Source organism: Streptomyces sp. ADI95-16, assembly GCF_003721495.1.
Lineage (GTDB): Bacteria > Actinomycetota > Actinomycetes > Streptomycetales > Streptomycetaceae > Streptomyces > Streptomyces goshikiensis.
Genome location: NZ_CP033583.1, coordinates 60,581 through 87,497, shown reverse-complemented (window position 1 = coordinate 87,497; position 26,917 = coordinate 60,581). Strand labels below are relative to the sequence as shown.

The 26,917-nt window shown below is 70.0% G+C and carries 24 protein-coding genes, 4 pseudogenes and 2 CRISPR repeat arrays (1 of these 30 only partly in view); of the genes and pseudogenes, 9 read left to right on the top strand and 19 right to left on the bottom strand.

Features of this window, described 5'->3' with window-relative positions; translation table 11 throughout:
- Positions 1-27: 27 nt before the first annotated feature.
- The 4 genes from EES41_RS40300 to EES41_RS40285 all read right to left on the bottom strand — a co-directional run bounded on the left by EES41_RS40300 (position 28) and on the right by EES41_RS40285 (position 3,256).
- Positions 28-600 carry a rhodanese-like domain-containing protein gene (locus tag EES41_RS40300; RefSeq protein ID WP_123083497.1) on the bottom strand — a complete coding sequence of 191 codons (573 nt, stop codon included), beginning with the start codon at positions 598-600 and terminating at the stop codon, positions 28-30.
- 111 nt (positions 601-711) lie between these two features.
- Positions 712-1,458, bottom strand: a complete 747-nt coding sequence (locus EES41_RS40295) for a sulfite exporter TauE/SafE family protein (RefSeq protein WP_008742128.1) — start codon at positions 1,456-1,458, stop codon at positions 712-714.
- Positions 1,455-1,814, bottom strand: coding sequence for a rhodanese-like domain-containing protein (locus EES41_RS40290; protein WP_008742129.1), 360 nt, complete (start codon positions 1,812-1,814; stop codon positions 1,455-1,457). Before EES41_RS40290 ends, EES41_RS40295 begins: the two co-directional genes overlap by 4 nt.
- A 56-nt stretch (positions 1,815-1,870) precedes the next feature.
- A complete protein-coding gene (locus tag EES41_RS40285) occupies positions 1,871-3,256 on the bottom strand; it encodes an MBL fold metallo-hydrolase (RefSeq protein ID WP_123083496.1) in 1,386 nt (461 codons plus the stop codon).
- Between the two features lie 152 nt (positions 3,257-3,408).
- Here EES41_RS40285 and EES41_RS40280 point away from each other — a divergent pair, with 152 nt between their 5' ends.
- A complete protein-coding gene (locus EES41_RS40280) occupies positions 3,409-3,804 on the top strand; it encodes a DUF302 domain-containing protein (protein ID WP_123083495.1) in 396 nt (131 codons plus the stop codon).
- Between the two features lie 237 nt (positions 3,805-4,041).
- Positions 4,042-4,533: an OsmC family protein gene (locus EES41_RS40275; protein ID WP_123083494.1), complete on the top strand. Its 492-nt coding sequence runs from the start codon at positions 4,042-4,044 to the stop codon at positions 4,531-4,533.
- Positions 4,534-4,816: 283 nt separating this feature from the next.
- Here the strand turns inward: EES41_RS40275 and EES41_RS40265 are convergent, their stop codons facing one another.
- Complete coding sequence (locus EES41_RS40265) at positions 4,817-5,488, bottom strand: HNH endonuclease family protein (RefSeq protein ID WP_346775113.1); 672 nt, start codon at positions 5,486-5,488, stop codon at positions 4,817-4,819.
- Positions 5,489-5,793: 305 nt separating this feature from the next.
- Here EES41_RS40265 and EES41_RS44360 point away from each other — a divergent pair.
- From EES41_RS44360 to EES41_RS40240, 6 genes and pseudogenes are all read left to right on the top strand, one after another.
- Positions 5,794-5,985: pseudogene (locus tag EES41_RS44360) on the top strand (hypothetical protein); the annotation flags it as partial.
- A 73-nt stretch (positions 5,986-6,058) separates the two neighbouring features.
- Positions 6,059-7,038 (top strand): annotated as a pseudogene (locus EES41_RS40255) (IS5 family transposase).
- A 7-nt stretch (positions 7,039-7,045) separates the two neighbouring features.
- Positions 7,046-7,276: pseudogene (locus EES41_RS44355) on the top strand (phosphotransferase); the annotation flags it as partial.
- Positions 7,277-7,282: 6 nt separating this feature from the next.
- Complete coding sequence (locus tag EES41_RS44350; protein ID WP_008742137.1) at positions 7,283-7,468, top strand: hypothetical protein; 186 nt, start codon at positions 7,283-7,285, stop codon at positions 7,466-7,468.
- 181 nt (positions 7,469-7,649) lie between these two features.
- On the top strand, positions 7,650-9,047 hold the full coding sequence (locus tag EES41_RS40245; RefSeq protein WP_050779372.1) for a hypothetical protein: 1,398 nt from the start codon (positions 7,650-7,652) through the stop codon (positions 9,045-9,047).
- A 521-nt stretch (positions 9,048-9,568) separates the two neighbouring features.
- Positions 9,569-9,814, top strand: coding sequence for a hypothetical protein (locus EES41_RS40240; protein ID WP_008742140.1), 246 nt, complete (start codon positions 9,569-9,571; stop codon positions 9,812-9,814).
- Between the two features lie 6 nt (positions 9,815-9,820).
- Here the strand turns inward: EES41_RS40240 and EES41_RS40235 are convergent, their stop codons facing one another.
- Positions 9,821-10,111, bottom strand: a complete 291-nt coding sequence (locus tag EES41_RS40235) for a hypothetical protein (protein ID WP_008742142.1) — start codon at positions 10,109-10,111, stop codon at positions 9,821-9,823.
- Between the two features lie 49 nt (positions 10,112-10,160).
- On the opposite strand from EES41_RS40235, the gene EES41_RS40230 reads away from it, so the two are divergent.
- On the top strand, positions 10,161-10,505 hold the full coding sequence (locus EES41_RS40230; protein WP_050779373.1) for a hypothetical protein: 345 nt from the start codon (positions 10,161-10,163) through the stop codon (positions 10,503-10,505).
- Here EES41_RS40230 and EES41_RS41995 read toward each other — a convergent pair.
- From EES41_RS41995 to cas3, 13 genes and pseudogenes are all read right to left on the bottom strand, one after another.
- Positions 10,492-10,650, bottom strand: a complete 159-nt coding sequence (locus EES41_RS41995) for a hypothetical protein (RefSeq protein ID WP_164496245.1) — start codon at positions 10,648-10,650, stop codon at positions 10,492-10,494. The two genes, EES41_RS40230 and EES41_RS41995, sit on opposite strands and share 14 nt — an antisense overlap.
- Before the next feature lie 50 nt (positions 10,651-10,700).
- The gene (locus EES41_RS40225; RefSeq protein WP_164496249.1) at positions 10,701-10,958 is read right to left on the bottom strand and encodes a transposase; all 258 of its coding nucleotides are present in this window, start codon (positions 10,956-10,958) and stop codon (positions 10,701-10,703) included.
- A 412-nt stretch (positions 10,959-11,370) separates the two neighbouring features.
- The gene (locus tag EES41_RS40215; RefSeq protein ID WP_254211956.1) at positions 11,371-12,945 is read right to left on the bottom strand and encodes an amidohydrolase; all 1,575 of its coding nucleotides are present in this window, start codon (positions 12,943-12,945) and stop codon (positions 11,371-11,373) included.
- Positions 12,851-13,723, bottom strand: coding sequence for an IS3 family transposase (locus tag EES41_RS40210; protein WP_123083449.1), 873 nt, complete (start codon positions 13,721-13,723; stop codon positions 12,851-12,853). The genes EES41_RS40215 and EES41_RS40210 overlap by 95 nt, the downstream gene beginning before the upstream one ends.
- A gap of 17 nt (positions 13,724-13,740) precedes the next feature.
- Positions 13,741-14,019, bottom strand: a pseudogene (locus EES41_RS40205) (transposase); the annotation flags it as partial.
- Positions 14,020-14,284: 265 nt separating this feature from the next.
- Positions 14,285-15,960: a CRISPR direct-repeat array (repeat unit 29 nt; unit sequence CGGTTCACCCCCGCGTCGGCGGGGAGCAC).
- Between the two features lie 20 nt (positions 15,961-15,980).
- The gene (cas2e, locus tag EES41_RS40200; protein WP_123083492.1) at positions 15,981-16,304 is read right to left on the bottom strand and encodes a type I-E CRISPR-associated endoribonuclease Cas2e; all 324 of its coding nucleotides are present in this window, start codon (positions 16,302-16,304) and stop codon (positions 15,981-15,983) included.
- 1 nt (position 16,305) lies between these two features.
- Positions 16,306-17,235 (bottom strand): type I-E CRISPR-associated endonuclease Cas1e, encoded by a 930-nt coding sequence (gene cas1e, locus EES41_RS40195; protein WP_123083491.1) that lies wholly within the window; start codon positions 17,233-17,235, stop codon positions 16,306-16,308.
- A 56-nt stretch (positions 17,236-17,291) separates the two neighbouring features.
- Entirely contained in the window at positions 17,292-17,942 is a 651-nt protein-coding gene (locus EES41_RS40190) for a type I-E CRISPR-associated protein Cas6/Cse3/CasE (RefSeq protein ID WP_123083490.1), read from the bottom strand.
- Positions 17,939-18,748: a type I-E CRISPR-associated protein Cas5/CasD gene (cas5e, locus tag EES41_RS40185; RefSeq protein ID WP_123083489.1), complete on the bottom strand. Its 810-nt coding sequence runs from the start codon at positions 18,746-18,748 to the stop codon at positions 17,939-17,941. Before cas5e ends, EES41_RS40190 begins: the two co-directional genes overlap by 4 nt.
- A complete protein-coding gene (gene cas7e, locus EES41_RS40180) occupies positions 18,745-19,875 on the bottom strand; it encodes a type I-E CRISPR-associated protein Cas7/Cse4/CasC (protein WP_123083488.1) in 1,131 nt (376 codons plus the stop codon). Before cas7e ends, cas5e begins: the two co-directional genes overlap by 4 nt.
- Positions 19,872-20,600 carry a type I-E CRISPR-associated protein Cse2/CasB gene (locus EES41_RS40175; RefSeq protein ID WP_254211954.1) on the bottom strand — a complete coding sequence of 243 codons (729 nt, stop codon included), beginning with the start codon at positions 20,598-20,600 and terminating at the stop codon, positions 19,872-19,874. Before EES41_RS40175 ends, cas7e begins: the two co-directional genes overlap by 4 nt.
- On the bottom strand, positions 20,597-22,213 hold the full coding sequence (gene casA / locus EES41_RS40170; RefSeq protein WP_123083487.1) for a type I-E CRISPR-associated protein Cse1/CasA: 1,617 nt from the start codon (positions 22,211-22,213) through the stop codon (positions 20,597-20,599). Before casA ends, EES41_RS40175 begins: the two co-directional genes overlap by 4 nt.
- A 291-nt stretch (positions 22,214-22,504) precedes the next feature.
- The gene (cas3, locus tag EES41_RS40165) at positions 22,505-25,393 is read right to left on the bottom strand and encodes a CRISPR-associated helicase Cas3' (protein ID WP_123083486.1); all 2,889 of its coding nucleotides are present in this window, start codon (positions 25,391-25,393) and stop codon (positions 22,505-22,507) included.
- 168 nt (positions 25,394-25,561) lie between these two features.
- Positions 25,562-26,917: direct repeats of the CRISPR family, unit length 24 nt; unit sequence GTGCTCCCCGCCGACGCGGGGGTG (it continues 4,705 nt past the right edge of the window).

The following is a 26,917-nucleotide window of genomic DNA, read 5'->3' as shown; positions in this document are numbered from 1 at the left end:
CCCCAGGGGGTATCTGGGTCGACGGGGTCAGTGGTTGCGGAGGGCGGCGAGGGTGGCTTCCAGGTCGCCCTGGCGGGGGCGGTTGTGGGGAAGTTTGGCGAGGAGGGAGGCCATGCCGCAGGTGTTGGTGAGGGCGGCGTAGACCAGGCCGCCGGCGATGCCAGCGGAGGCGAGGCGGAAGGCGGGGCGCAAGCGGCCGAGAGCGAGGCCGGTCAGGACGACGGCGCCGGCGGTGAGTCGGACTTGGCGTTCCATGTTCCAGGCGGTGCGTCGGGCGCTGTCGGGGTGGTGGAGGGTGTGGCCGTCCGCTGCCCAGGCTGTTGTGCCGCCGGTGAGGGTGGCGGTGGTGATGCCGTGGGCGGCGAGGGTGTGGCAAGCGTTCTCGGAGCGTGCGCCGGAGGCGCAGACGACGAGGATGTCGCCGCGCCGGGAGGCGTGGTGGATGTCGGGCAGGGCCCGGTCGAGGTGGTCGAGGGGAATGTTGTGGGCGCCGGGGAGGTGGCCGGAGGCGTATTCGCCGGGGGTGCGGACGTCCAAGACGATCAGCTCGTGCAGGTGAGTGCGGGCCTGTTCGGTGTCGAGGGTGCGGGGCGCGGTCATGATGAGCGATCCTTCCTAGTTATCAGTGATGCCCGATTACAGGCATTACGTTACCCCGGGAGGTATTGGTGGGGGTGTGGTGGCGGGGCTCCGTCGAGGGTCGCGGGAGGGTCAGTGGAGGGCGTCGGTGAGCATGAGGGCGGCGACGGTCAGGAGCACGATTGCGAAGATTCGTTGGAGGGTGGGGCCGGAGATTTTGGAGGCGAGGCGTTTGCCGTCCCAGGCGCCGAGGATCGCGGCGCCGGTGAAGGGGGCGATGACCGTCCAGTCCAGGGGGGTGCTGGTGCCGGCGCGGGCGGCGAGCGCGGCGAGGGAGTTGACGGTGATGACCAGCAGGCTGGTGCCGACCGCGGCGCGCATGCGCAGTCCGAGGACGCCTACGAGTGAGGGGACGGCGAGGAAGCCGCCGCCGACGCCGAGAAACCCGGTGACCGCGCCGAGCCCGGCGCCCGCTCCTGCGGCCCGCGCCGGTCTGACGGGCCTGGGCTGCTGTTCGGGATGGGGTGGCTTGAGCATTCTGAGGGCGGCGAGGGCGGCTATGGCGGCGAACGCTGCGGTCAGCACCGCTTCGGGCAGGCGGGTGGCGAGGGTGGCTGCGGCGATCGCCGGTACGATCCCGGCGGCCGCGAACAGGATGCCGGTCTTCCAGCGGACGTTGCCGGAGGTGGCGTGGGTGTAGAGGGCGGTCGCGGAGGTGGCGGTGACGATGATCAGTGAGGCGGTGGTGGCGGCGGCCGGTGTGAAGCCGAGCAGGTAGATCAGGGCGGGGACCGCCAGGACGCTGCCGCCACCGCCGAGCGCCCCGAGGGCCAGGCCGATGACGGCCCCGGCGGCGAGGGCGAGTATGAGCGTGCTCACGCTATCCGGCCGCTGCTTCCGCGTTCGTCGACGACCGGCAGGCCGGCTGCCGCCCAGGCGTTCATGCCGCCCTTGACGTCGACGGCCTCGGCTCCGCGCCCGGCCAGGAGTTTGGCGGCCTGCTGGGAGCGGTGCCCGGAGCGGCAGATCACCACCAGCGGCCGGCCTTCGGCGACGGAGGGCAGGGCGGCGCCGGTGACCAGCCTGGAGAGCGGAACGTGGACGGCGCCGGGGGCGTGTCCCGCGTTCCACTCGACCTGCTCGCGTACATCGAGGAGGACAGCGTCGCCGTCGATGGTGGTCTGGAGGGCCTGGGCGGGGGTGACGCGGTCGGTGCCGCGACGGAAGAGGAACATACGTCTTCCTTCCAATTCTCTGGTGGCAGGGGGCAGACGGGCAGACGGGCAGCAGTTCAGCTGCCGGTGCCGGTGCCGGTGCCGGTGCCGGTGGCCAGGGGCAGGCCGGCGTCGGCCGCCGCGTCGAGGGAGTCGTCGACTGCGACGACGTCGCGGCCCGCGGCGTCGAGCAGGGAGGCTGCGATGCCCGCGCGCATTCCGCCCGCGCAGTGCACCCACACCGTTCCGGCCGGTACGTCGGCCAGGCGGCGGTGGAGGTGGTGGATCGGGATGTGTACGGAGCCTTCGATCCAGCCCGTGGCGCGTTCGGAGTTCCGGCGCACGTCGAGGATCACGTCCGGGCCGGGGTCCTGGGCGGCGAGGTCGGCGAAAGTGGCGCGGGGGAAGGAGCGCGGGGCGTGGCCGTCGGGTATCCAGTCGCGGGGGGTGCCGGTGGCGGCCGCGGCCGGGCGGTCGATGCCGACGCGGACTAGTTCGCGCTGGGCCGCGGCGAGCTGGGAGGGTGACTCCGCGAGCAGCGTGATGGGCTTGCCCCAGGGAATCATCCAGGCGAGGTAGGTGGCGATCTTGCCGTCCGCCTCGAAGTTGAACGAGCCGGCGACGTGTCCGTCGGCGAACGCGATCCGGTTGCGCAGGTCGACCACCCACTCCCCGGCGGCCAGGCGCTCGGCGATGTCGGCGGCGTCGGCCAGCGGGGGCGCGGTCAGGTCCACCGGGGTGGGGCCGGCGGCGTTGGCCGGGCCCATGTGGGCGTAGTAGGCGGGCACGTCCTCCAGGCCGGCCAGCAGGGCGGCGACGAAGGAGTCGACGTCCTTGACCAGGGCGTCGTTGCCGACCTTCTCCTTGCCGATGGTGGTGGTGTCGCCCTCGGACTGGGAGGAGGAGCAGAAGCTGCCGAAGCCGTGGGTGGGCAGCACGGGGGTCTCGTCGGGGAGCTCGGCGGCCAGGCGGTGTGCGGAGGCGTGCTGGGCGCGGGCCAGTTGTTCGGTCAGCCGTGGTTCGACCAGGTCGGGGCGGCCCACCGAGCCGATCAGCAGCGACCCGCCGGTGAACACTGCCGCCGCCGCCCCCTGCTCTTCCAGGACGTAGGAGGTGTGGTGCGGGGTGTGGCCGGGGGTGGCCATCGCCCGCAGCGTGATGCCCTCGTCCACGCTCACCGTGTCGCCGTCGGCGACCGGTGTGCGGGTGAAGGCAACGCGGGCGGCGGCGGGCACCAGATAGGCGGCGCCGGTCAAGCGGGCCAGGTCCAGGCCGCCGGTGACGTAGTCGTTGTGGACGTGGGTCTCCACCACGTGCGATATCCGTACCCCCCTCGCGGCGGCCGCTGCCAGGACTCGGTCGATGTCTCGGGGCGGGTCCACCACCACCGCGGTGTGCGCGCCGCCTGCCAGGTAGCTGCGGTTTCCGAGGCCCTCGGTCTCGATGGTGTCGATGAAGAACACGATGCTCCTTTCGGCTGAACGATTACCCCCGGGGGTATATTTTCGAGCCTAGCATGGGTACCCCGGGGGGTATTTTGGGCAGTGCAGCGAACCCGCTCGCACCGGGCGGCCACCCGCCGCCCGGTCACGCACCCCCGGACAGGGATGACGCCATGCGCTACGACCGGACCGTCCACCTCGATGCAGACTTCCCCACGACCGTGGCCGCGGTCCGCGAGGCCCTTGCCGCACAGGGTTTCGGCATCCTCACCGAGATCGATGTCACCGCCACCCTGAAGGCCAAGCTCGGCCACGACATGGAGGACTACCTGATCCTCGGCGCCTGCAACCCGCCGCTCGCCCGCCAGGCCCTGGACGCCGACCGCGCCATCGGCCTCCTCCTGCCCTGCAACGTCGTGGCCCGCACCGACGGCGCCCGCACCGCCGTCCAGGCCCTGGACCCCGGCGTCATGGTCACCCTCACCGGCCTGCCCGCACTCCAGCCCGTCGCCGAGGAGGCCACCCGCCGCCTCGACGCCGCCCTCAGCACCCTCGAAAACACCGGATGACCGCCTCACACAGGCCACCGGGGCGGGAAGAGGCCAACCCCGCAGCAGCCGAGCGCCGGACGACGAGTCGATCCGGCCGATCCCAAACGGTGCCCGCGAGGCCGACCGGAGCGCTCCGAGCCGGCTGAGTCGACCCTCGGGGGCCGAAAGGTCCCCGCCAGGACCCGAAAGGCCCATGCTTGAGGACCGTCGGCGAGATCAGAATGGCAGTACCCACCGGAACCCGGAGACCCTGCCATGACGGACACCACACCGGCACAGTCGTCAAAGGACCTGCAACGGCTCGACGTCACCCATGTCGAGGGCGACGTGTACGCGATCGACGTGCGCGGACACCAGCTCCGCGTGGACCAGCCCCTCGATGCGGGCGGGACGGACACCGCACCCACGCCGACCGAACTGTGCGCCGCCTCCCTGGCCACGTGCGTCGCCTTCTACGCGGGGCGCTACCTGCTGCGCCACGGCCTGCCCCGGACGGGCCTGAGCGTGCGGACGGAGTTCGCGATGGCCGCCGACCCACCCGCCCGCGTGGCCGCGGTACACGTCGTGGTCACCCCGCCTCCCGAGCTGCCCGAGGAGCGACGCGCCGGCCTCCTCGCCGTCGCCTCGCACTGCACCGTCCACAACACGCTCCGGCAACCCCCGGAAACCACCGTCGAGCTGGAACCCTCCACTCCCGGCCGGCGTACAGACGAGTCGGCCCCAAGCCGACCGTCCGCCAGGCCCTGAGCAGCGCCAATTCGCTCCACTCCGAAGAAGGACCTGAGCGGCTTGTCGAAGGCCGACCTCTACAAGAAGGCCGCAGCAGCCAACCTGCCCGGCCGCTCCCAGATGACCCGGGACGACCTGGTCAAAGCCCTGCCCCAGGCCTGACCCCCGGCCGCCCGTCGGTTCTGCGCGGTTGGCAGCGTCTACTTCAAGGTGTCGAAGGGGACGGTCTCGTAGGAGACGGTGGCGCCTGGGCAATCCTCAGCAAGGCCGAGGAGCGCTTCACGCTCGCGGTCGTCGGCGGTCAGCGACCAGCGCAGCTTCGTCTCGACCCAGCCGGTGACGTAGGTGAGTGGTAGCCGACGGCCGGGGGCAACCACTCGGCCGGGTCCTTGTCCGCCTTGGCCCTGTTGGACTTCGCGGTGACCGCGATCAGCGAGGTGGGGCTGGCCAGGTCGTTGGCGTAAGCCTCGCGGCGCTTCGCGGTCCAGGTTGAGGCCCCGGAGTCCCAGCTCTCGGCGAGCGGTACGAGGTGGTCCACATCGAGGCCGGTGGCGGCGGTGACCCAGGTGTCGTCGTAGAGGGAGAACCAACGACCGCCGGTCAGCTTGCAACCCGGGGCGATCTCCGGGTAGTCGACGGCCTCCTGGAGAAGGGTCTCGGCGCGGGTGTTGCAGCCGTCGTCCGGGATCGCGCCAGCGTTCCAGTGCTTGAAGGCGGTGCGGACGTATCCGTCGCGGGACTCGGCGGCTGCGGGGATGCGGTCGATGCCGTCGAAGAGGGTGGTGGTGTTCAGCGGGGCGGGCAGAGTGACGGCTGTGGCTGGTCCGTCGGCGGTGGCCGGTGCGGCGGTGGCGAGCAGGGCAGGGCGGCGAGGGCGAGCGCGGGCAGACCGCGCCGCAGCAGTTTTGTGATCACGGTCCGGGTTGTAGCCGGACCGACTGCCCGCCCGGGAGGGAACCGGCCGGTGCGTCACCCGGGCGGGCGCCCCCGTTCACCGGAGAATCGGCACTCCACGAGGACGCGATTCGTCGACCGGGAACCCCTCGGCGACCTGGCTGAGCGCTCCGGCCTCACCGTGTAACAGGTCGCGGCCTCGCCACTGAGCTGCTATCCAAGGACGCGGCCGCCGTCTCCCATAGGTAGGACCGGGCTTAGTGACGCGAGAACATGGAGATCGTTAACCAGGCCATGAAGACACCCACACACACCCTTTGTGCCCTTGCACTGGCGGCGGCCGCTCTGTCCGTCACCGGAGCCGCGCAGGCAGCCGACGGTCCCTCTGTCGAGTTGACCACCGAGTTCGATGGCGTGACGCTGACCGCACTCCCTCAAGAGGTCGTGGACGACGCGACTTCCACTCCCGGCACCCAAGCCGACATGACGATCACGCCCGGACGCCCGCTCGACACCCAAAACGGGCTCTACACGGCCGACATGACCGTGATCTTCGACGCTGTGCCCCGCGCCTAGGGCCTGTGTGATGTCGTGATCAGTTGCGGGGTTCCGCCCTCTTCGCGGGGTGGGACGCGGTAGGACTGTGGTCGTGACGCGCAGGCAACTCACTCATGCCCAATGGAAGTTCATCGAGCCGTATCTGCCGATCGGTAGGTACGGCCCGTATCCGGAGCGGTTGCGGGAACAGTTCGAGGGGGTGATCTGGCGGTTCCGCTCGAGTGGTCAGTGGCGGGAAATGCCTGCCGAGTTCGGTCCCTGGGCCACCGTCTACGGACGCTTCCGCGTCTGGCGGGACGCCGGCGTGTTCACCGCCCTGCTGGAAGGCTTGATCGCCGAAGGTGCCCGGGTGGGCAGAACGGACTTGTCGCTGGTCAGCGTGGACTCCACCACGGTCCGCGCCCACCACGACGCCGCAGGGCTCCGCATCAGCAAGCACCTCATGTCGACCCTGGAAGAAGCCGCGCAGGAGCAGGAAACAGCCCGACAAAAGGGGGCGGCCCGGAGGAACAGAACGGACAGGCCGAGCGCCAGCGCATCCGGCGCCGACACAAGCTCCGCCTGAAGGCAGCCCTGCTCGGCCGGTCCCGGGGCGGCCTCACCAGCAAGATTCACCTTGCCGCGGACCGCAGATGCCGTCCCCTCGCGCTGGTCCTGACCACCGGCCAGGCCGGAGACAGCCCGCAGTTCATCCCCGTACTCCAGAAGGTGCGGGTCCGCCTGCCCGTCGGCCGCCCCCGCACCAAGCCCGGCGCAGTCGCCGACGACAAGGCCTACTCATCCCGCGGCAACCGCTCCTACCTGCGTAAACGCAACATCAAAGCGGTCATCCCAGAGAAGAAGGACCAGGCCGCCAACCGGAAGAAGAAGGGCTCACGAGGCGGCCGGCCCGTCGGCCACGACGCCGATCCCTACAAGGAACGGAACACCGTCGAACGCCTGATCAACAAGCTGAAGGCCTGGCGAGGCATCGCCACCCGCTACGACAAAACCCCGGACAGCTACCTCGCCGGCCTCCACCTCCGCGCCTCAATGATCTGGATCGACGACCTACTCAAGACCACCGAATGATCACGACATCACACAGGCCCTAGACGCCCTCGCCGACGTCCCGCCGCCGACGGACCGCGAGGCCGTACGCGAGGAGTACCTACGCCGCGTCATCCCCGAGTTCACCGGCCACCAGGTCGAGGACGTCACCTGGACCACCACCCACGGAGACCTCCACTACGGCAACGTCACCCGCGGCCCGCACATCCTGGACTGGGAAGGCTGGGGCCGCGCCCCCTACGGATACGACGCCGCCACCCTCTACGTGTACGCGCTGCTGGCCCCCGCCACGGCCGCCCGCATCCGCACCGAGCTGGACCCCGTCCTGGACCGGCCCGAGGCACGCACCGGACTGCTGACCGTCGCCGCCCAGAACCTCCAGGCTCAGGACCGCACCGACTTCTACGCCGAGCTCGCCGGCCCCGTACGCGGGCAGCTCCCCCACCTTTAGGAGGGCTGCTGCACACCGCCGCCGTTTCCAATGGAAACGGCGGCCAGTCCTTCGGGCACGACGGCACTCCCTCTCCAGGGCCCGGAGCCGGGCCCGTCCCGGCTGCTCAATGAGAAGGCGCGATACGCGCGGTGGGCGAAGCAACGGTGTCCGCCAGCACGTCGGCTCTGTTGAACGCGGTATGCCGTCCTCACGCCCTCGCCGCCGCGCGCCGCGGCCGCCTGTCGTCCACCCCCACGCACCGCTGACCGGCGAGTTCGCTGCCGACCCGACCGTGTGCCATCACGCCTACCAGGTCGCACTCGACTTCGGTTTCGTGGCCGTCGACGCGATCGCAGACCGACTCCCCGAGGAGGTCTCCCTCGCTCTGGCCCAGCGCATGGGGTTCTGCGACTGCGGCCGTCTCACACTGGACGACGACGACCTCACCCGAGTCTTCGACGAGGTCAACCAGCTGCGCAAAGAGGTCAACAGGACCCTCAAGCCCGCCTCCGGCGACCTCTTCACCAGCAAGACCGACGAGGTCACCAGCCTGCTGCGCGCCGAGCTGACCGAGCTGCGCACCACCCTCAACCACCTCAACGCCCTCACCCCGACTCCTCCCGCCGCACCCGGTGCTCCCGCCGCCCTCACCGGCCCCGACGGGCCGATCACGCCCCTTCAGCCGGCGATCCCCGCCCAACGCCGCTCCGACCACGAAGACCCCACCCTCGGCTCCTACTCCGTACCTGCGCCCACGTCCGGGCCGGGGACCGGCGATGGGCAGGAACCCGGGTCGCAGACCGTCCCCGCCGCCGGGGCGCAGGAGCTGGGCGACGGCCCGGCCGGGGAGGACCCGGCAACCGAGACCGCGCCGGAAACGGCGGAGCCGACGCGGTCGCAGGAGTCCCTGCGCCAAGCCGTGCGCGAGGTCTTCGCCCAGGAGCTCGCTCCCCTCGTCGAGCAGCTCACTACCGACAAGCAGCGGGACGGCGCCGTCGCCGAGCAGCTGCGCGAGACGGTCCGCGAGGCCGCCCACCAGGTCAGGGAAGAACTCGTCACCGCACTGGAGGAGGCCCGCGCCGGCTTCACCGCCCTGACGCAGGAACTTGCCGAACTGCGCATGGTCGTCGACCAACTCCAGGCCGGCACCGTCGAAACCTCCGAGCCGGTACCGGTGGCCAAGGAGCACACCGCCCTGCTGCGGTCCGCAGCCCGGATCTCCTCCGCCGACCTGTACTGCCACCGCGACACCTGGGAGTTCATCACAGCCCGTACCGCCGGCCACCCCCACTTCCGCGTCCCGCCCCGCGTCACCGAGGAACCCGGCGAAGGCATCTTCGCCCCGCTGTCCGGCCGCTCCCTGATCGCCTTGCTGATCAGCCTGCACGCCATCACCAGCGCTCCGTCCGACAACAGCGGCGACCACGAACTCGCCGCGACGGTCTACGACCGGATCAACCAGCGCCTGACCCGCCTCAGCCTCGGCGAGGGCGAGCGCGTCACCATTACTCTCGACGACCGCGTCACTCCCGACCAGGCCACCGACGGCGACGACCAGGCCGACGAGAGCGGGAGGCAGAACGGCTGGGGAGCGTAGGGGAAGCCCCGGCCTGCGAAAGCGCTCATCCGGCCTGGCGCAGGACGGACTCGCCGCGCACGCGGACGCGTACGCACGGCGGCCAAGGACCGGAGCGCTGGTCCGGGGCCGTGAAGAGGTCGGGCATCGAGCCCAGGAGGTGGTCAGTCGGCGTCGGAGCGCTGGCCGGAGCGGGTGGTCGGCTCGGACCGCACCATCAGCTTCAACTCCGTGCGCTACTCGACCCCGCCCGGCCACACCGGCGCCAGGGTCTGGTGCCGGGTCGTCGGCGACGAGCTGTCGATCACGGCCCGCACCAAATCCGGTGACCTGTCAAAGATATGGCGTCACCAGCTGCCCACACCCGGAGTCCCGCGAATCCTCGACGCGCACTACCCCGACTACCCCGACGGCCGCAGTGTTCACCAGCCCAGGCTGCAGCCTCGCTCAGAGGCGGAGATCGCGTTCGTGGGCATCGGACCGGGAGCCGGACGCTGGCTGAAGGAGGCCGGACCCGCCGGGCGTCCCGCATCCGCGCCAAGATGGCCCATGCCGTCGAGCTCGCCGCGGTCCAGGGCAGCGACCGGGTCGACCAGGCCCTCAGGCTCGCGGCCGCGGCCGGGCGCTTCGCCGAGGACGACCTGGTCTCCATCCTGGAGCACATCGCGGCCAGCAAGCCCGTCGGCCAGGTCATCCGCGCGGACGAGACCCACTCCGTCCAGAACGGCACCATCGCCTGGCAGGCCCTGGGCCGGCAGACGGCGGCTCGGGAGCCAAGAGGCGGCTGACCGCAGTCAGTCGCCGATGAACCACAGATACAGATGCAGCCCGCGCTCCACGACCTGGCACAGCTCGCGAGCCTGCACGACCCAGTCATCGCCCAAGTCGGCAGGAAGCCGGTCGAGTTCCGCAAGCAGCAGCGGCACCTGCCGCTGGTTGAAGACCGCATCCCCATACGGATCCAGGGACCGGAGCATCGGGAACTCCGCCGGGTCCAGATCCGCGAAGCTGGCCGTCCACTGCACACCGGCCTCGGCGCGAGCCACGAAGTTCCCGCTGTCACCACGCACCGCCATATTGATCATCCGCCGAGCCTATCGGCGCCCACCGCGACCCGCGCAGGAATTTCCGACCGTGACGTTTCCCCAGGCCTCGGCCCTGCCCGAGGAGCTCGACAAGCTGATGCGCCGGATGCGTCTGCCCTGCATGCGCAAGGCCGCACCCGACGTCCTGGCGACCGCCCGCGCTCAGCGGTGGGACCCCGCCGAGGTCCTGCGACTGTTGATCGCCGAGGAGGTCACCGGCCGCGACGCGGCCACCCGGCGCCTTCGCCGGCACTCGGCGAACTTCCCCACAGACAAGACCCTTGGCTTCCTGGCGGGCCGAGGACTCCACCATCCCCGAACGCACCCAGAACTCCCTGATCACCCTGGAATGGATCGGCCGCGCGGGAGAATCGAGGGGCTCACGCCCCGCTGATAACCGACGGGCCCGCGATCACCAGCCTCTCGAAGGACTGGTCGCTGGAGCTGGGCGGCCGCAGCGCCTGGTCGATGCTGGCCCGTGCTCCGAGCGGTGGGCGGAGCTCGTCGCGCACCCCACGTACGGGGCGGCTGTCCAGCATCTGCTCCTGGGCCAGGCTGAAGTTCCACCCTGATCGTGGACAGTGGGTGGTTACGCTGCGGGGACCATCTCGCGGACCTTGCGGCGCAGGCGCGCCAGCTCCTCGCGCTCGGCCGTGGTCAGCGCGCCCACCGGCCCCTGACCGCGGTCGGTCTTGTCCTGGTTGACCCAGTTCCGCAGCCCCTCGGGGCTCACACCGATCTCCCGGGCGACCTCGGTGACCGTCTTGTCCGACGAGTGCACCAGGGCCACCGCGTCGCGCTTGAACTCGGCCGTATACCGCTTGCTCGTATTGCTCTTCTTGCTCACTGCCAGGGACTGCTTCCTCCGGGACTGTCCGTCCCAGTATCAGGCTGTCCAGCGCAGAGGGGGAACTTCACCGGCAGGCTCACCCGCAGCCGGCGGCGGATCACCGTCTGGACCCAGACCAGGGTCCAGCGTTCATCCTCGAAGCCGTGCGCCGTCGGCCCCCTGCCTAATTCCGCCTCGAGTACGGCGAACTGGGCATCGGTGACGGTCGGGGAGTTCGCCGGACCCGTCGAGCGCAAGGCCGCCATGCCGCCCTCACGCCAGGCGCGACGCCAGCGTTCCACCGACCGCACACCTGATGAGGCGAAGGCTGACGAGGTCAGGGAGTGTGACTGGCAGCGGCTGGCTGCAGCGACGTCTGGACGCCCGGCGGACGCAGCCGCCGGGCGTGGTGGGGCAGGGGCGAGCCGGTTCAGCAGGAGCAGCCCCACTGCGGGGTGGGTGCGGTCGAGGGGGTTCCGGAAGCCTGGTCGGTGGGTGCGGGCGGGTGGACGGTGGTGCCGGCCTTGATGGTCTCGATCACCTTGATGTCGCGGATCTGTTCGGGGTCGACCGTCAACGGGTTCGCGCTGAGGATGACCAGGTCCGCGAGCTTGCCGACCTCGATACTGCCCTTGCGGTCCTGCTCGCCGTACTGGTGGGCGGCGTTGATGGTGATCGCGCGAACCGCGTCCAGGGCGGAGACCTGCTGGTCGGGGCCGAGGACGTGGCCGCTGCGGGTGCGGCGGGTCACCTGGCTGGACAGCACGGCGATCGAGTTCGGCAGCGCCACCGGGGCATCGTGGTGCGAGGTGTAGCGCAGGCCCTTGTCGAGTGCCCAGCGGGCGGGGGAGATGCTCTCCGCCCGCTTCTCGCCGAGGACGGTCTCGCGGTACCAGTCGCCCCAGTAGTAGGTGTGCATCGAGAAGAAGGACGGCAGGATTCCCAGCCGAGCGAACACGTCGACCTGGTCCTTGCGGGCGGTCTGCGCGTGGATCGCCACGGTCGGCCGCCGGCCCGGCCCGGCGGCCTCGACCGCCTTGAGGAACTGGTCGATCGCCGCGTCGCCGTTGACGTGCGCCAGGACCTGCCAGTCCCGCTCGACCGCCGTAGCGATCTGCTTGGCCACCACCGCGTCGTCCGGCACTGCCGGGTACCCGCAGTAGTCCTCGGGCTGTCCGGGCGGCGGCGTCAGGTACGGCTCGGTGAGCCACGCGGTGCGCCCCTGCGGCGAGCCGTCCAGGACCAGCTTCACGCCGGCCGCGCGGACGCCGTCCACGTACTCGTCACTCACCCCGATCGGGTCGTCGAGCGTGGACGCGGTTGCCTCATCGGCCTTCACGTACGCGACCACGTCGACCGGGAGCGGCACGGCGGCGGCCGTGTCCCGCAGCGCCTTGAGGTTGGCGAGGGTGGTGCCGCCCTCCTGCACGGTGGTGAAGCCGAAGCTCGCCGCCTTGGCCGCGCCCGTCGCGAACAGCATCAGCAGCTCCCGTTCCGGGAGCCCCACGAGCGCCAGGTCCGAGGCCGGGGTGAACGCCTTCTCCTCCAGCACGCCGTCGGGCTCGCCGTACGAGGGCGGGACGGCGAGTTCGCGCCGCCGGATCACCCCGCCCTCGGGGTCGGGTGTGGCGGCCGAGTAGCCGAGCCGCTTCAGGCCGATGCTGTTCACCGCGCCGAGGTGGAAGGACTGGTGGATGGCGAGCACCGGGCGGTCCGTGGACACCTCGTCGAGGTCGTCGCGGGTGGGGTGCCGGCGCTCGGCGAGCATCGCGTCGTCGTACCCGAAGCCGGTGATCCAATCGGAGTCCGCACCCACCGGTCCCGCAGCCCAGGAGCGCAGCTTGTCCTTCAGAGCGGCGAGGTCGGTGACTGAGCTTGCTCCGCTTTGACGGACACCTTTGGTGTGTTGGTCAGGCCGCCAAGGCGGTCTCGTATTCTGCGGGACTGCGGTAGCCGAGGCTGCTGTGGAGCCGGTGCAAGTTGTACCAGCTCTCGATCCACTCAAATATCGCGGTGTGGGCGGCGGCCCGGGTAGGCCAGGGGTGGGTGTCGCCGAGCTCGTTCTTGAGGGTGGAGAAGAACGATTCGGCGAGGGCGTTGTCCCAGCACTGACCAGTGCGCCCGACCGACAGCCTGATGCCGAAATCCGTTGCCAGGCTGGCGAGTTCACTGCTGGTGTATTGGCAGCCGCGGTCGGAATGGAAGATCACCGGGCCGGCCGGACGGCGGGTTCGGCAGGCGGCCGTGAGGGCATCGGCGACGAGTTCGGTCCGCAGGTGGTCGGCCGTGGCCCAGCCGACGACACGGCGGGAGGCGATGTCGATGACGGTGGCAAGGTAGAGCCAGCCCTCGTCGGTGGCGATGTAGGTGATGTCGCCGCACCAGCGGGTGTCGATGGCGGCGGGGTCGGGTTGAAAATTGCGAAGGACCAGGTCAGGTCGGGTCACCGCGTGCGGGTCAGGAACGGTAGTGCGGTGGCGGCGCCTGCGGTGCCGGCCGGCCAGGCCGGCCTGCCGCATCAGACGTGCGACCCGGCGCCGCCCGCAGCCGGCTCCTTCGCGCTTGAGGACGGCGTGGACGCGCGGGGCGCCATAGGTCCCGCGGGACCGCTCGTGAACAGCGGTGATGTACTCGGTCAGCTCGGCGTCCCGCACCGAACGGGAACCCGGGGTGCCGTTGCGGCGGGTGTAGTAGGCGGTCCGGGAGACCTTGAGGAGTTCACACGTCCGTTTGACGTTGTGACCTGCGGTTTTCTCCGCCTCGATGAACGGGTCCACGTTCACCGGGTCTCCGTCGCGAAGAAAGCCGTCGCACGCTTGAGGATGTCGACGTCCTCGCGCAAGCGGCGGTTCTCCCGCCGCAGAGCCGCCAGTTCCTCGCGTTCGCCGCTGGTCAGACCGTCACGTTCACCGGCGTCGACCTGGGCCTGGCGGACCCAGTCGCGGACCGCGGTCTCGGTCAGGTCGAAGTCCTTGGCGACCTGACCGACCGAGCGGTCACCGCGTCGGCACAGCTCGACGATCTCGGCCTTGAACTCCGGCGTGAACGAGCGCCGAGGACGCGCCTTCTTCTTGCCCATGCTCTCCATGATGAACATCATCCTTCCGGGGCCCAAGCCCCTGATCTCCGATGTCCGTCAAAGCGGATCAAGCCCACGACTTCATCCGCCGCCCCAAGCTCAGCGGGTGCTATAGAGCGGCGCGGCGGGGGACACGGGATCGGTTCCGAAAGGGCCCTGGCCAGAGCTTTCGTAATCATGTGTCGGCGTAAGGGTTCATCTACCGAGCGAAGTACCAGGGGTGCAGAGCTCCTCGCTGACGGGAGGGACTGATGTACGTCGTAGCGGGGTCATCCCCGCGTCGGCGGGGAGCACGAACGAGTGCTGAAGCACTTGCTTCACTTTTGCGGAACACCCCCGCGTCGGCGGGGAGCACTCGGCGACGGCTTCCGCCTCCACCGACCAGAGCGGTTCACCCCCGCGTCGGCGGGGAGCACGACGAGGTCGACGAGCTCGGCGGCCTCTGTCTCGGTTCACCCCCGCGTCGGCGGGGAGCACTCCGCCACCGTCGCGGCGAAGGCCGCACGCGGCGGTTCACCCCCGCGTCGGCGGGGAGCACGCGGCGGGCTTAGGGGTTCGAGCCGAGGGGCGCGGTTCACCCCCGCGTCGGCGGGGAGCACGCGGTCCATGTCCTGGCGCGAGGTCGCTACGGCGGTTCACCCCCGCGTCGGCGGGGAGCACGCCTGGCTCAAGTTCAGTCAGGACAGCTGGGGCGGTTCACCCCCGCGTCGGCGGGGAGCACAGTCGGCCGCCCGGCGACAGGCCTTGGATGACCGGTTCACCCCCGCGTCGGCGGGGAGCACCGGAAGGCCTCCCACTGGTCACCCAGGGCGAGCGGTTCACCCCCGCGTCGGCGGGGAGCACGGCTACCTGGCGATCACCGGCGACATGGAGAGCGGTTCACCCCCGCGTCGGCGGGGAGCACACCATCGGCAAGAGCTATACCACGCCCACCAGCGGTTCACCCCCGCGTCGGCGGGGAGCACTCGCGCACCAGAGCCATCAGCTCCACGTCGCTCGGTTCACCCCCGCGTCGGCGGGGAGCACCCCCCCGGGAAGCAGTCGCCGGCGACCAGCTCCGGTTCACCCCCGCGTCGGCGGGGAGCACCGCCCCCACCCGGTCATGTGCAGGGCCCCGGTCGGTTCACCCCCGCGTCGGCGGGGAGCACAAGTTCATGGACAAGCTCCTCCACCGGAGCGGCGGTTCACCCCCGCGTCGGCGGGGAGCACAATCCCACGGAGATAATCGTGCCCGCTACCGGCGGTTCACCCCCGCGTCGGCGGGGAGCACTAGTGGTAGACGTCCGGCCACCAGTCCGCACGCGGTTCACCCCCGCGTCGGCGGGGAGCACGGTTCGCCGGTCACGCCGACGCGCCGCAGATCCGGTTCACCCCCGCGTCGGCGGGGAGCACCGCCCCCACCCGGTCATGTGCAGGGCCCCGGTCGGTTCACCCCCGCGTCGGCGGGGAGCACAAGTTCATGGACAAGCTCCTCCACCGGAGCGGCGGTTCACCCCCGCGTCGGCGGGGAGCACAATCCCACGGAGATAATCGTGCCCGCTACCGGCGGTTCACCCCCGCGTCGGCGGGGAGCACTAGTGGTAGACGTCCGGCCACCAGTCCGCACGCGGTTCACCCCCGCGTCGGCGGGGAGCACGGTTCGCCGGTCACGCCGACGCGCCGCAGATCCGGTTCACCCCCGCGTCGGCGGGGAGCACGAGTCGGCGGCCGAGCTGGCCCGGCTGCTCAACGGTTCACCCCCGCGTCGGCGGGGAGCACGCGGCACACTCGGTCAGTCCCATACCGAGTTCCGGTTCACCCCCGCGTCGGCGGGGAGCACTCGGGCACGCACGTGCTCACCACCATGTACAACGGTTCACCCCCGCGTCGGCGGGGAGCACCTGCCCTCGAACCCCAAGGTTGGACCGTACGTCGGTTCACCCCCGCGTCGGCGGGGAGCACTCTTTCTGACCTGCGCTCATCTATGCGCTTTGCGCTTTCTTTGCGAGCGTGGGTTGAGTTGTTCCTGTCATCTTGATCAAGGTTAGGCCGTCGAAGTCTGTCGGAATGCGTCGGCGGGTGCCAGCTGTTCGCAGGGCGTAGCCCTGTTCGGTGGGTGCCGGGTGGACGAGGACCGCCTGTCCATCCCCAACGACAGCCGATACCTGTGCCCATAGCTCGTCACGCACTCTTGCTGAGATGCTGCCGACGAAGATCCCAGGGACTACCTCCGTTGTCCAGCGGCTGAGGGCACCGCGGAGGTGGACAGGTACAGCAGTGGTGGCGATGACGACCATGGAGGGCATATCAACTCTGCTCTCGTGCGTAGTTGACACCTGCGGGCAGGACCCCTGCTTTGGGATCCCATAGGTGCACCAAGTCCACGCTGCGGCGATCCGTGCGTGCTTGCTCCGTGTCCGTGGTGTCGGGATGGAGAAGGGCCTGTACGTCGCGGACGATCCGGGGGAGCAGTTGCACGAGGCGGAGGTTCTCACGGAGCTTGCGGCGGGAGTCCTGTTCTGGGTTGGCCGAGCCGTTGAGGGCAAAGGCCAGGGGCAGTGTCACCTCGGCTTTGTAGAGGTCGGCGATGTCGTAGACGAAGGCGTGCTGCTTGCCGGTGTGGACGAATCCGAGCGCGGGTGAGCAGCCCAGGGCGATGAGTGCCGCGTGCACGATGCCGTAGAGGCAGGTGTTGGCGGCGGAGAGGGCCAGGTTGACCGGGTCCTGTTCCTGCCACTGGTCGGGGTGGTAGTTGCGGCGGAAGCGGCCGATGCCGTGCTGCTGGGCCAGGAGGCGGTACAGCGTTTTCATGCGTTGTCCCTCCATGCCGCGGAGCACGTCGAGGGTGACGTCGGCTGGGACATCGTCGTCGAAGCGCATTTCGTACATGTCCACGGCCACGGCTAGACGGCGTTCGGTGTCGGCGTAGGCGTGGACCTGCCGTTCGAGCCACGTCGTGGAGAGGGAGTCGGGCAAGACGGACGCGTAGGTGCGCACGCCTCCGGCGCCGGTCATGACCACGCTGGTTCCGTGGCGGGCCAGAGTGGCCATGGCGCGGGTGGTGATGGAGACGCCTGGTCCGAGCAGGAGGCAGGACAGGGCTGCCGTGGGGATGTAGACGGTGTCCGTCCGCTGCTCGTCGACGCGGATCTGCGCGCAGACGCCGGTGTCGTCCTGGACGACGCGCACCATGTCCAGGTAGAGGAAAGACAAGGAGTCTGCGATGCGCGGCAGCATGGCGAGTGTCGGGGCGGCCAGGCGCCGTCGCGCCTGGCCGGCGTTGGGTGGAGTTGTCACGCTGCTGTTGCCGGGGCCAGGGTGAGGAGGCCGGCGCCGTACGGCTTTCCGCGGCCGATTCCCGACAGGAGGGCGGTGGTGAGGGCAGCGGGATCGGTCACGGTGGCCGTTCCGTCATAGCGGACCAGGCTGTGGCGCAGCGGAGGGCCGCTGCGCCGGCGGGCCGGGTCAAGCGGGGTGGGCAGGAGAGACTTCAGCTGCAGGCCGGCTTCGGCGGCCCGGCGGGTCCACCACTGGTCGGCGTCTGGTCCGCTGAGGGGGACGATGCTGCCCCGTTTGTTCTTCTCTTCGATCGGCAGGCGTGCGCGTTTGGCCGGGTTGACGGCGATGCGATAGCGGACGCCCAGCCCGGGGCGAAGGGCGGCGAACATGGGACGGAGATCCTTGACCTCCAGCTCGCCGTATCCGTCTGGCAGACGGTCTGCCGTCAGTGCCGCCGAGGCCTGGACGAGGAGCGTGGTGGCGTTCTCGCTGACGTCGATCCGGTACAGCAGTCCGCTGCGCATGCGCGCGCTGTCGCCCAGGCTGTCGGGGACAAGCTTCATCAGGGTGCGGTGCATCTCGGTGGCGTCGCGCAGGTCCCGGTTGACCGCGCGGTGGTGGAGGTTGAGCCGGATCCTGGCGAGGACGGCACTGTGGGTGGTCATGCGGTGCTCTCCATGGGCTCCGTACGCGACGTGTGATGCGTGACGTAGTCGATCAACCGTTCGTGCACGGTCTGCTCGCCGTGGTCCAGCAGGCTGGCCGGCAGATATTCCACCGTCCGGTAGATGCGGCGTTTGGTGTGGGCACGCTCATGTTCACCGAAGCTGACCGGATGGTCGTGGCTGGTGAGAGGCACGGGATCCCGGCTGTCGGTGGGCGGCTGCTCCCAGACGAACGTGATCGGCACGCTCTGTGCTGCCGGCGGCATCGGCCGCCCGAGCCGCTCGTCCGTGTACGGGCTTGCCAGCGGAATCTCGGTCAGGAGCTCGGCGATGGGGTCTGCCACGGTATGCCGCAGCAGGAACGGCTCGTCCGGGACGCAGGAGCGGCGACCGAGGTAGGGCGCCCAGTACGGTCGTTGGAGGGCGGCTCCGATCTCGTTGATCCGCTGGTCAGGTCCGGTGACGGCGATCACGAATACGGCGTCGGCGAGGTAGTGGCGGCGAGTGATGACGGCATCGCCTTTGTTCTTGCCGCCACTGGTGGCCGCGGTGAAGCGAGCCGGGTAGCCGCCCCCGACGGTGTGGAAGTCGGTAAGGAGAACACCGGGCCGGTCGACCCGCACGGTCAGCTCCAGATCGGCATACCCATCGAGTGCGGCGCCGCGGGGCAGGCCCTCAGCGGCGGCCAGAATGCCGGTCAGACCTGAGCGGGTCGGGAAAGGGGCGGTGTCGCGCACAGCGCTGAAGGCCGAGCGTTCCCCCCAGGACTGCAACGGGCCGGCCAGCCTGAGGAGCAAGCCGGTCACTGGCCGTCCCCGCTCTCGGGCAGCGCCGCGTCCACGGCGGCGGACAGCAGCGCGTCGAAGGACTGGTGACTGCCGCCGAGGTTCTCGTAGGGGTCGGTGTCGATTCCGGCGTGGCCGTGGAAGAGGCGGTGGCGATGGCTGGTGAGCCGGTGGACCTGGCCCGCGTACCCGGCCAGCGCCGCCCGGGACGGACGGGAGAAACCCCCGGCCCTGTCTGCCGTCACGGGCGTCTCGAACGCGGCGGCCAGCGACAGGGGACGGTGGCTGCGAACGGCGAGATAGGCCAGGTCCGGGATGGTGTGGGGCGCGGTGCTGTTCTTCTTCGCCTGAGGCAGGGACATCAGGAAGTGGTCGCCGAACGAGGCAAGTACGGTGCGGGCCGCTTTGACGTCGCCTTCGAGGTTCTTGACGAGGTCCGTGACGTTGACCGAGGCAAAGCGGTAGAAGACACCCGCGCTGAACTCCGCAGTGTCAAGGTGACCGCTGCCGGTGTCGGCGTCAGCCAGCCAGTCGTCGACCGCGGTGAAGTAGTCCCTCTGGGGCTCGCTGGCGTGCGTGGTGAAGGCGTGGGCGACCTGGGCGGCACCGTCGACATTCGCGCCCGGGAGCTCGGCGAGCATCCTGCCCAGCAGGCTGATCGAGGCGGTCCGCTTCTTGAGAACAGCCTCGATCTTGTCCGAGGGCAGCAGCGCCCCGGCCTTCTTCCCCTTGCCCAGCCCCGCCTCCAGTACGCCGCGGTGGTCGGTACAAATTTCGAAGAGGTCGTCGATGCCCGCTTCGGGAAGGAACAGCAGGACAGAGGTGTGGCCTGCGGCTTCTGTACCCAGGCCCTTCTTGGTGGCGCTGAGCGCGACCTGGGCGCCTGCGAACTCCGCGAGGTCCTCGGGCCAGTCGGCGCGCACGAGGGCTTCCCTTACCTTGGCGGGCACCTGACGCGTCCGGGCGGCCTTCTCACCCAAGTCCCGCTCCACCCCGTGGCGCATCACGCGCTTCCAGGACTGGCTTGAGACGCGGATCCGGTTCGCGTTGCCGTACCGGACGCTCTTGGGGGAGCCGAGGTCATCCCGGTTCAGGTTGGACGCCGGCACCGACTGGATGGCGTTGAGGTCCAGGTAGACAGAGGTCACTGCTTCTCCTCGGAAAATGCGTCGTTGCTGTCGTTGCTGTCGTTGCTGTGGCCGTCGGCGGCCGGAAGCTCCGCCTGCCCGCGCTCGGCTGCGCGCTCGGCGGCGTCACGCACCCGGAAGTAGGACTCAAGCCAGCGGGTCGCGATGCGGTCCTGGCTGTAGTCCCACCCGGCGAGGTCGTCCAGGAGCACCGCCCAGTCGAGAACCACACCACGGCCGTTGACCTGGCCCACGAGCGCAGGGAGGCGCGAGTGCAGGGATTCACTGCCGACACGGGCCAGCAGGTGCAGCTCGGACTCTGCCGAGCCGGCCGCGAGTGCTCCCAGGTTCACGGCCTCGGCGAGCGAGGCGCCCAGGTTGGGCCGCTGCCACCACGACTGCGCAGTCCCGCCCGGCTCCGACGGGGAGGCATCCCCCTGCGTCGGGGCGGCTGAGTTCCGCTCCGCGTCCTCGTCACGAACCCCACGTGAACGCGCGGCGATCAACGCGGCCACCACGTAGTAGGGCCGGCGCGCCTCGGGATGCCGGTTCCGTTCCGGCACCAAGCGCATCAGGTGGCGGTGCATCCGCTGACACCGGTCATACGGCAGACCCAGACCGCTGCGCAGGTCGGCCTGGGCCCGCTTGCTGCCCGCGCACACCTCCAGTACCTGGCGCACGAACTCCTGCGCACGCTGCTGCCGGTCAACGCTCCCTTGCAAGGTGGCCGTGTTCGGTGCGGTCATGAGCTACTCCCCACAGTGGTCGCCGACGGTCGTGCCGGGCCTGGCTTCAGCAGCGCGCGCAGGACGGCTCGCGCCCGAACGCGCGCCCGGGCGACCCGAAGGTCGGCGCTGCGGGCACCGATGGCCCCATCCAGGGCATCGAGGGCGGCGTTGATGAACGGTGGCTGTGTATTGGCCTGCCGCCCCTCGGCGGCCAGCAGACTCCAGAAGACCGCTTCAGCGGACGGCCAGAAGCGGGCGGCCGCCGCATGCGCCCACGGGCCGGGCTTCTTCGGATCGAGTTTCACCTTCGCCGTCGGATCCGTCTCGGGATCGGTGGTCAGCCTCCATGCAAGCCGCGCGGCGAAGTGCAACCGCTCCCCCACCAGCTCGGCGAACTCGCGGCACTGCCCGACCCGCAGCGCCATCTCCGGCTCAGGACCGTCCTCACGCCACTGCAGCACCGGCGGGGTCGTCGCCTCGAACCAGGAACTGTCGCGCTGCTGGCCGTCCTGGTCAAAGCCGTAGGCGCGCACCCGCAGCTTGGTGCGCAGCGTGCGGGGCAGGTTCTCGAAGGCCGCCGGACGCCGGCTCTGTCCCCCGCCCTTGAGGAGCAATGCGTCCAGGTCCCGCCACAGAGCCCTCGATCCGTCGGCCGGCCGGGCGAACGGCGCCCCTCCTGCCCTTGGCGTATCGAGGATGATGTAGGGATCCCTGGCCAGGTGTGGCGGCTCATGGGTCGACCAGGTGAGATAGGCCTGCGTCACCGACCGCCCGTCCGATGCTGGCTCGAGGAGAGCGGCATGCCGGGCTCGCCCTGTCAGCACCCGCCCCGGCCAGCTCATCGATGGGATCGGCCCCAAGGGGTCGGGCAGCTCATCCGCTTCCCAGGGGCAGGCGTCGTCTTCCGCAGGGTCACCGCACACACCGGGTTGCGGAACAGCGAGAACGAGGGTGGTGAAAAGATCGTCCGCCCACGGATGGTAGGAGATGCTCTTGCGCAGGGGCCCGGCATCACCATTGCCGGGCTTGACGGCGGTGATCTTGCGTGGCGTGCACTGCCCGGACGGCCCGTAGTACAGCTGGGCGATCAGATGCCAGGCCGCCTCGGCAGTCGTCACCGGGACCGGGGCGCCATCATTGAAATGCCCGAACAGGACCGCCCCGTTGACTCCGGTCGGCCTCCCCAGCACCAGCTTGTTCACACCGGACGGATTCGGACGGCCCTGGCCGTCCACGCACTGTGATCGCAACCGCGGGTCCTGCAGGAACGGCCGCTGTGCGTCGAACAAGTCGAAATGCCCCTTGGGCACCTCCTGATCAAGGTAAGCGTTGACCCGCATCGGATCGAAACGCCCCTCGGCCAGCACCTGGTTGCGTAACCGCAGCCAGCCATTGATGTCCTCGCCAAGGTCCTCGTCACCGAGGCGCACACCGTCACAGCCGGCGATCCTCGCCGTCATCGCCGCCAGAATCCGCAGCAGCCCGGACGCCGCCGGCGCCACCGGCAACTCGAGGTCGGCGATCTCGTCCGCCCGCTGAAACAGCTCCCGTAACCCGACCCTCAGCGCCACACCGTCCGCGAGCCGTACCGGAATCCAGCGCTCGTCCCGCAGGTCGAACCCGTCCGTCATGGCCCCCCTTTCCCGTCGCGTTCCATGACGAGAACACCGCCATCCGACCCTTCGGAGCGGCTCACTCTCGTCCGCGCACAGTGAAGCAGTCACCACTGACAGTGATACCGCGAATGAGGAAATCCGCAGGTCAGGCCATCTCGGGCGCCATGCAGCCGAAGACAGCGACAGGGGCGCCGACCGTCGAGTGCGTGCCCCACCTGCCTGGGGTTCCGTCAGACGGCGGCCCACCAGCCGCTGCAGCACACAGCTTCCCTACAACGGGGGACAGGTGATCGCCCTCCCCGGTGCTCACTCGCGGCGCAGGCCGAGTTCACAATCAAGCCAGACCAGGCGGCCACCGACCGCCACCCTCTCGGCGACACCGTCACGTACCGGCTGGCGGAGTACCACGAGGTCGCCGAGCATCGGATGCTCGACCCAGCCCTCCGAAACCCCGAGATCAACGCCCTTCGCGTCACGGAACCAGTCAGCCCGGACCGCGATCGTGCGCCCCATCACCTGCCGCACATCCGACACCGCCGGCCGATCCCCCCGGCCTGCCGCCGGCAACGGCACCAGACCCTGCACATCTAGGGTCTCCCGGCCGTCCGGATGCACATACACGCACAGCAAACGAACCGAGTCCGCACCAAGCCGCGTCGTCGCCTCCCACTCCTCCCACCGGCCCTCACGGTGCAGAGCATGCAGCCCGGCGACCTGCCCCGCCCGCTGCACCACCGCAAAATTCCCCGCCGCACGCTGCGCGGACTCCTCCCCCAAGTACGCCGTCCACACCGCGGACTCCTCCGGGTTCGCCCAGTCGAACCGGTCCGCCCGGTCCCCGTGCACCCGTTCGACCAGACCCTGGACATCCTCCGGCAGAGCAACCGGCACCCCGCCACGCTCAGCCAGCACCGCGGACGTTTCCACCAGCAGAGCCTCGTGATACACCCCACGCCACGCGTGCGGCACCAGCCCGCCATCCGCCACCGGATCCAGCAGGACCAAACGAGGCCCTTCCTTCACCACCCACCCCGGCCGCTCCCGCCCACCCGGCCGGCCATGCTCCTTCCACCACGCCTCATGCCGCCAGCACCGCCCCGCCCGCTGCAACAACAACGCCAGCGGCGCCAGATCAGAGACCACGACATCCGCATCAAGATCCAACGACTGCTCCACCACCTGAGTCGCGACAACGATGCGGCCGACCGGCCGCGGCCCCGACCTGCCCATGCCCGACGTGACAGCCAGCGTCCGCGCCTCCCGCACGTCCCCCGGGAACCGAGCATGCAGCAACTGCAAATCCACCGAGGAACCCGCCCCCGACACAAGACCCTTTAAGTGCACAAAAGTGTCCTGCGCCTCCGACACCGTGTTGCACACCACCAGCGCGCAGCCCTCACCGCCCTCCAGCATCGGCGCGAGCACCCGCTCCAACACCGCAAGCCGCGACCCCTCCCCCAACCGCGCCCCACCATCCACAGGCTCCACCTGCACCTTCAACAGCATGTGCCTCTGCTGAACCTGCTCCTGACGACTCGCCTCATCGATCTGCGCACACTCGCCCGTCGACCCATCGACATACAGCCAACCCGGATACGGCACAGGAAAACTCCGACCCCGCAACGCCCTCGGCCTATGACCGGCGCCTGTGAGGTACTCCCTGATCAGCCGATCACTCACCGACGCCGGCAACGTCGCCGACAGCAACACCACCGGCACCCCGAACGCGCCCAGCCAATTCAAAAGACGCCCCAGAAGAACCTGCATATACGGGTCATAGGCATGCGCCTCGTCCACGATCAAGGTCTTCCCCGACAACGCCAGCAACCGCAGAGCGCTGTGCCGAACCGGCAACACCCCCATCAACGCCTGATCAAGCGTCCCCACGGCAAACTGCGCCAAAAGCGGACGCTTGGCACCACGCAGCCACTGAACCGGCCTCATGTCCGCCCGATGCCGAGCAAGCCCACCCTCACCTTCCTCATCACCATCACAAACCAGCACACGACCGCTCTCCCCTGCCGGCCCATCCCCCGCATACGCAGCGCTCAGCCAGGCCATGCTGTGCGTCAAGGTCAGTCCCGCCCCCACACCGCCCTGCCGCGCCAGCACCCCGGCCACGCGAGCATGCATCTGATCGCTGGTCGCCATAGTCGGAAGCAAAAACGCAAACCCCCGCGTACCGAAGCAATCAGACAACACTCGCTCCGCTTCCAGCGCAGCCTCCGTCTTCCCATCCCCCGGAGCCGCCGTCACGACAAGAATCCCGGCACCCCTCCCCCACTCCGCGCCCTGCCGGGACCTCGCCAGCACCTCCGGCAGAAGCGATACCACCGAGCGCTGCAGGGCATTCGGGCCATCGGCGATGCCGTAAGCCTCCGCGAAAGCCGGGCGCTGCAACTCCACAGGCAGCAGACCCGCCTCCCGCACCAGACGCTTCGCATCCCGGCACGACCTGGCGAAATGCTCCTCCAGCCCCAGCTCCATCGACCGCTGGCGCTCGATGAGATAGCCCTCCTGACTGACCAGCCAGTCCGCCAGAATCACCACACCCGTCACCAAAACCGCCGCCGGGGCCGAGAACGACCCAGGCAGCTTCGGCTCGCCCAGCAACCCGAACACAGCGCCGCCGTGCGCGACTCTCTGCTCAGCCCACGCCACCCCACCCAGCAGAGCCCGGTAAGCCGACCCCGTGTGTACAGGATCAAGGCGGTGGAAACAGCCGTGGTGGCCCCCCACCACCTCGGCGATCCGATCGACCACCTCCAGCTCGGCCTCCGTGAGGCTGTCCACGCCCCCAAATAGGACAGTCAGGACCTCAGGAACAGCTCGCATCCCCGCCACGTCATGCCCGACCCGCTCAGACCCGATCTTCCCCTGATCCCGAACTAGAAAGTCACTCAAGCGAGCCGCTGCACGCTGATCGCAGAACTGAAAGGCCGACACCTTCCCAACGTCGTGGAGCCCCGCACACAGCCCCATCAGCGACCGGGCTCTCGGCAGATCCTCAGACAACCCCCAGCCTGCAGCGATACGGCGGCGTTGGTTCTCCGACAGGTACTCGTCCCACAAGAACTCAGCCGCAGCCGCAGCATCCAACAAGTGCCGCACCAACGGGTACGGCGCCAGCTCCAGATCGAGGCCACGCGCCTTTCCCCATAACGACTGATCCGGCTCGCCCCACGGCCTCCGCATCACAGCGCTCCTTCCTACGCAGGCATCCACGTTACGGAGCACGGCACGCGGCGACACCAACATCGCCTCAACGAACAGCGGTTATGGTTCAGGCATGAACGCCAGCCTCATGCCGCCTCGTCAGGTAAAAGACTTGCAAACGACGTAGAACGCCGCAGGTCACGAAGTGTGCTCCCCGCCGACGCGGGGGTGGACCGGCTTTGTCCGCCAGGTTGACGATGACGCGCTTGTGCTCCCCGCCGACGCGGGGGTGGACCGTCGACGTCGTTGATCCCCGCGTGCAGGAGGACGTGCTCCCCGCCGACGCGGGGGTGGACCGGAGCAGGGCCGCATCGAGGGCGACTTCCCCGGGTGCTCCCCGCCGACGCGGGGGTGGACCGGTCGCCCTGGGCATCGCCGCCGTCGTCGGCGGGTGCTCCCCGCCGACGCGGGGGTGGACCGCCGGCGAGGACAACGCCCCGCCCGAGCCGGAGGTGCTCCCCGCCGACGCGGGGGTGGACCGCAGATTGCCCACGTGTTACTCACCCGTTCGCCGTGCTCCCCGCCGACGCGGGGGTGGACCGGTCCACCATGTCGACGACTACACCCACCCCCTGTGCTCCCCGCCGACGCGGGGGTGGACCGGTCGCCGCGCTGGAGACCACCGGCCTCACCCCGTGCTCCCCGCCGACGCGGGGGTGGACCGGACAGGTTGAACGCGATCAGCGGCATGCCGTAGTGCTCCCCGCCGACGCGGGGGTGGACCGCGGACATGCACGGCCTCGATCGCGTCGAGGAAGTGCTCCCCGCCGACGCGGGGGTGGACCGCGGAGGAGACATTGGCCGCGCCACGGGAGCCGGTGCTCCCCGCCGACGCGGGGGTGGACCGGCGAGGGCTTCCATGATGGTGTTCGGGTCGGGGTGCTCCCCGCCGACGCGGGGGTGGACCGGGTGCGACCGCAGGACCGTGCTCGCCGGGTGGGTGCTCCCCGCCGACGCGGGGGTGGACCGTCGCCGCGTGGGTGGCGGTGCTGACGATGCCGGTGCTCCCCGCCGACGCGGGGGTGGACCGCCCAAGCCCTCGCCGCCGCCGGTTCCTTCTATGTGCTCCCCGCCGACGCGGGGGTGGACCGTGGACGCGCTTACAGGGCCATCCTCGTTGAACGTGCTCCCCGCCGACGCGGGGGTGGACCCCGGGCCTGAGTCACCACGGCGTGGGTCGTGCGGTGCTCCCCGCCGACGCGGGGGTGGACCGAGGTTCCACGGCTGAGCGGCGAAGGTCAGAAGGTGCTCCCCGCCGACGCGGGGGTGGACCGACGACATCGGAGGTCGTGCGGTGACCACACACGTGCTCCCCGCCGACGCGGGGGTGGACCGCCTGCAGCTGGGCGTTGACGGCCTCGTAGCGGGTGCTCCCCGCCGACGCGGGGGTGGACCGACTCACACCGCCTGGCAGGCCACCCGCCGCTGGTGCTCCCCGCCGACGCGGGGGTGGACCGTTCGCCAGCCTCCTCCTGACGATCTGGCTGGAGTGCTCCCCGCCGA